This window comes from Streptomyces sp. NPDC050211 (genome assembly GCF_040656035.1).
Classification (GTDB): domain Bacteria; phylum Actinomycetota; class Actinomycetes; order Streptomycetales; family Streptomycetaceae; genus Streptomyces.
This window is the reverse complement of record NZ_JBFALC010000160.1, coordinates 1-3,180: the sequence shown is the minus strand read 5'-3', so window position 1 is coordinate 3,180 and position 3,180 is coordinate 1. Positions and strand designations below refer to the sequence as shown.

3 protein-coding genes, 1 tRNA gene and 2 pseudogenes are annotated in these 3,180 nt (G+C 71.1%); 2 read left to right on the top strand and 4 right to left on the bottom strand.

Features of this window, described 5'->3' with window-relative positions; genetic code table 11:
* Together AB0I98_RS49620 and AB0I98_RS49615 are read right to left on the bottom strand one after the other, a co-directional pair.
* A pseudogene (locus AB0I98_RS49620) lies at positions 1-237 on the bottom strand (hypothetical protein); the annotation flags it as partial.
* Positions 234-800 (bottom strand): DUF4365 domain-containing protein, encoded by a 567-nt coding sequence (locus AB0I98_RS49615; protein ID WP_301978373.1) that lies wholly within the window; start codon positions 798-800, stop codon positions 234-236. The pseudogene AB0I98_RS49620 and the gene AB0I98_RS49615, both read right to left, overlap by 4 nt.
* Before the next feature lie 169 nt (positions 801-969).
* Here AB0I98_RS49615 and AB0I98_RS49610 point away from each other — a divergent pair, with 169 nt between their 5' ends.
* Positions 970-1,695: a 3'-5' exonuclease gene (locus AB0I98_RS49610; RefSeq protein WP_210580506.1), complete on the top strand. Its 726-nt coding sequence runs from the start codon at positions 970-972 to the stop codon at positions 1,693-1,695.
* A 57-nt stretch (positions 1,696-1,752) separates the two neighbouring features.
* On the opposite strand, the gene AB0I98_RS49605 is transcribed toward AB0I98_RS49610, so the two are convergent.
* Together AB0I98_RS49605 and AB0I98_RS49600 are read right to left on the bottom strand one after the other, a co-directional pair.
* Positions 1,753-1,824, bottom strand: a tRNA-Val gene (locus AB0I98_RS49605).
* Positions 1,825-1,863: 39 nt separating this feature from the next.
* Positions 1,864-2,310 (bottom strand): SRPBCC family protein, encoded by a 447-nt coding sequence (locus AB0I98_RS49600; RefSeq protein WP_362953098.1) that lies wholly within the window; start codon positions 2,308-2,310, stop codon positions 1,864-1,866.
* 68 nt (positions 2,311-2,378) lie between these two features.
* Between AB0I98_RS49600 and AB0I98_RS49595 the strand changes: the two are divergent.
* Positions 2,379-3,180, top strand: a pseudogene (locus AB0I98_RS49595) (hypothetical protein); the annotation flags it as partial.

The following is a 3,180-nucleotide window of genomic DNA, read 5'->3' as shown; positions in this document are numbered from 1 at the left end:
GGGTTGGGCACGTTTCCCCGGCTGCACACGGTCGGTCGCCGCTCGGCGTGGCCCCGGCGGGGTCCAGCGGCCGTAGCGTCCGGCGGCTCCGCCGCGGCGCTGCCAGCCGTGGCGGTGCAGCAGGGCGCTGAGCACGGCGGGGTCGACCTCGCCGGGCTCGGGCGGCCGGTTCCACTGCGCATCCACAGGATGCGGCCGCCCTGGTCGTACCGGCTCCTCCAGCGAACGGTGTGTCATGGCCTGCCTCCCGTCCCGACCCGCGTCATGATCTCGCACAGCGCCCGGTCGTCGAAGATGCGTGAGGTCGGAATCCGCACGGTGGTCCGGCGCCGACCGGTGATGGCGTGGCCGGCCAGGTTGACCCAGTAGCAGCAGTGCCTGAGGTCGAGCCGGTCGTGGCTGGCGCGCAGCCAGTCGTCCTGGGACCGCGGGACGAGCATCACGACCAGGATCTTGTGCACGGACACCGGCGTGCGGGCGAGCTTCGCCAGGTGGTCGTTGTCGAGCGTGAAGGAGAAGAAGCGCCCGGGAGGGTTCGGCGGGATCTGGTACGTCGCTTTGAGCTGCACCTTGATGGTCACTTCGTCGTCGACGGTGTGCCCGGCGGCGCTGTGGCTGACGTGCCAGTCGATGCCGTTGTCCGGAAAGGGCTGGGACAGCGAACAGCCCGCCGCGGCGGCGACGGCGTGCAGATAGCCCACCTGCAGTGTCTCCATGCAGGCGGTGGTGGCGAGTGAACCGCGATGGGGGCCCGTCCGAGCGGGCAGCAGCCCGCCCCGTTCGGGCTGCGCTATCGCCATGACCAACAGCCTTCCGAGCAAGTGAATCCCCGTGAACGGGCCCGCTGAACTGCAAAGACCCGCACTCCTGTTGTGTCCGGCCCGCGTACGCCGCAAACAGCCCGGGTATCACCAAACGGGCAGAAGACGGTGCGTCAGCTGCCGTGGGTGAACGAGGAGTTGTGTAGGTATGACGTGCTGGTACGAGGGCCCTCTGGCCGCGTTCGACACGGAGACCACGGGCGTGGACGTCGAGACCGACCGGATCGTGTCGGCCGCCGTCGTCGTCCAGGATGCCCCGGGTGCCCGGCCGCGGGTGAGCCGGTGGCTGGTCAACCCGGGTGTGCCGGTGCCCGAGGGGGCGACGGCGGTACATGGACTGACGGACGAGCATCTGCAGCGCAACGGCCGTTGGCCGGCGCCGGTGATGCATGAGATAGCCAGTGAACTGGCCGAGCAGGCGGCCGCGGGCCGTCCGCTCGTGGTGATGAACGCACCCTTCGATCTGACCATCCTGGACCGCGAGTTGCGGCGCCATCGGGCTTCGTCCCTGGACCACTGGTTCGAGACGTCGCCGCTGCTGGTGCTCGACCCACGTGTCCTCGACAAGCATCTCGACCGCTACCGCAAGGGCCGCCGCACGCTCACCGACCTGTGTGCGCACTACGGCGTCGTCCTGGACGGCGCGCACGACGCGTCGGCCGATGCCGTGGCCGCACTGGATGTCGTACGGGCGGTGGGGCGCCGTTTCGCCGCCCGGCTGGAGCGTCTCTCCCCCGCCCAACTGCACACCCTGCAGGCCGTGTGGCACGCGGCACAGGCACGCGGCCTGCAGGCATGGTTCGCCCGCAGCGGCACCGAGGAGGCAGTGGACCCGGCGTGGCCCCTGCGTCCGGACCTGCCAGCGGCGGCGTGAACCGACCGAGCGCACACAAAAAGGCCGATCCGCTGTGGCGGACCGGCCTTTTCCCGGTGGGCGATACTGGGTTCGAACCAGTGACCTCTTCGGTGTGAACGAAGCGCTCTCCCACTGAGCTAATCGCCCGGGAACGGACTGAACAATACAGGTCCCCGCGGGTTTCCATCAAACTGCTTCCAAGTAGGCGGCCAGCCCCCGCCGTCCGGCCCGCATCATCAGCCGGTGGTTGGCCCGGAAGACCGGCCGCCCCGGCACGGCGAAGCGTCTGAGCAGCGGCTTGCTCACATCGACGACCTGGTCGTAGCGGGCGAGGGTGCCCGCGCCGTGCGCACGGACCGTCCAGCGCGCCCAGCCGTCCAGGTCACCGGACATCTCGATCTCCAGTACCCCGGCCGCACGGTCCCGCACCACCTCACGCGCAGTGAAGGTCAGCTCGTACGGCAGCACGGACCGCACCCTGACGACGCCGCTGACATCGTCGATCGCGTCGACCTGCCGGACCTGCGGCCACCAGTCGGGGTAGTCCTCGGCCCGCTCCAGCGCGGTGTACACGGCGGCGGGCGGCGCGTGCAGGACCCACACGCTGCGGAAGCGGTAATGGGACCAGTCCATACTCCGAGTCTGCCCCGCTCATGGGCGCGAGGAGGGCACATCTGAGTACGTCCTGAGTATTCGCACTCATGCCGTACGACGTGACGCGGACCACACTCCAAGACATGACGCACATCCCACCGCCGGCCGAGGAGCTGCGGCTCATCGACTGGGAGCTGTGGCAACTGGACGCCCGCCGGGCACAGTTGCTGGCTCGCAGGGCCTGGCTGGTCGCCACGCTGCACCCGGACCGGCAACCACCCGCCGCGCCGCCGCGCCCCGAGGCCACCGCCCCGCGAGTCCAGAACGTCCTCCTGCTGCTCGGCGGCATCCTGCTCACCCTCGCCGCGACGGCGTTCACGCTGGTCAGCTGGCGGCACCTGGGGGTCACCGGGCGGGCGCTGGTGCTCGCCGCGGTCACGGCGGCCGTCCTCGCCGCGCCGCTGCCCCTGCTGAAGCGCGGGCTGCGCTCCACGGCCGAGTCGGTGGCGGGCCTGGGCCTGGCGCTGACGGTGCTGGACGCCTACGCGCTGTACGAGGTGGCCTTCGCGGGGGCCGACGGTACGAGGTTCGCGGCGGCGTCGGCGGCGCTGCTGGCGGGCCTCTGGGCGGCGTACGGGTTCCTGCCGCGCACGCGTGAGATGCGTCTGCCCCTTCCCGCCGCGCTGGCGGCGGCCCAACTCCCCCTGCTCCTTTGGGCCATCGCGGTCGACGCGAGTTGGTTCACGATCACGGCCGCGCTTCTCGCGACGGCCGGGTTCGACACGGTTGTCGCGCTCCGGGCGAGCGCCGGGCCCGTACGTCTCGTCGCCCTCGGCGGCGCGTACGGCCTCGGCGGCTGGGGCGTTATGACGGCCGGCTGGCTGTGCTTGACGGCCACCGGCCCGAGCG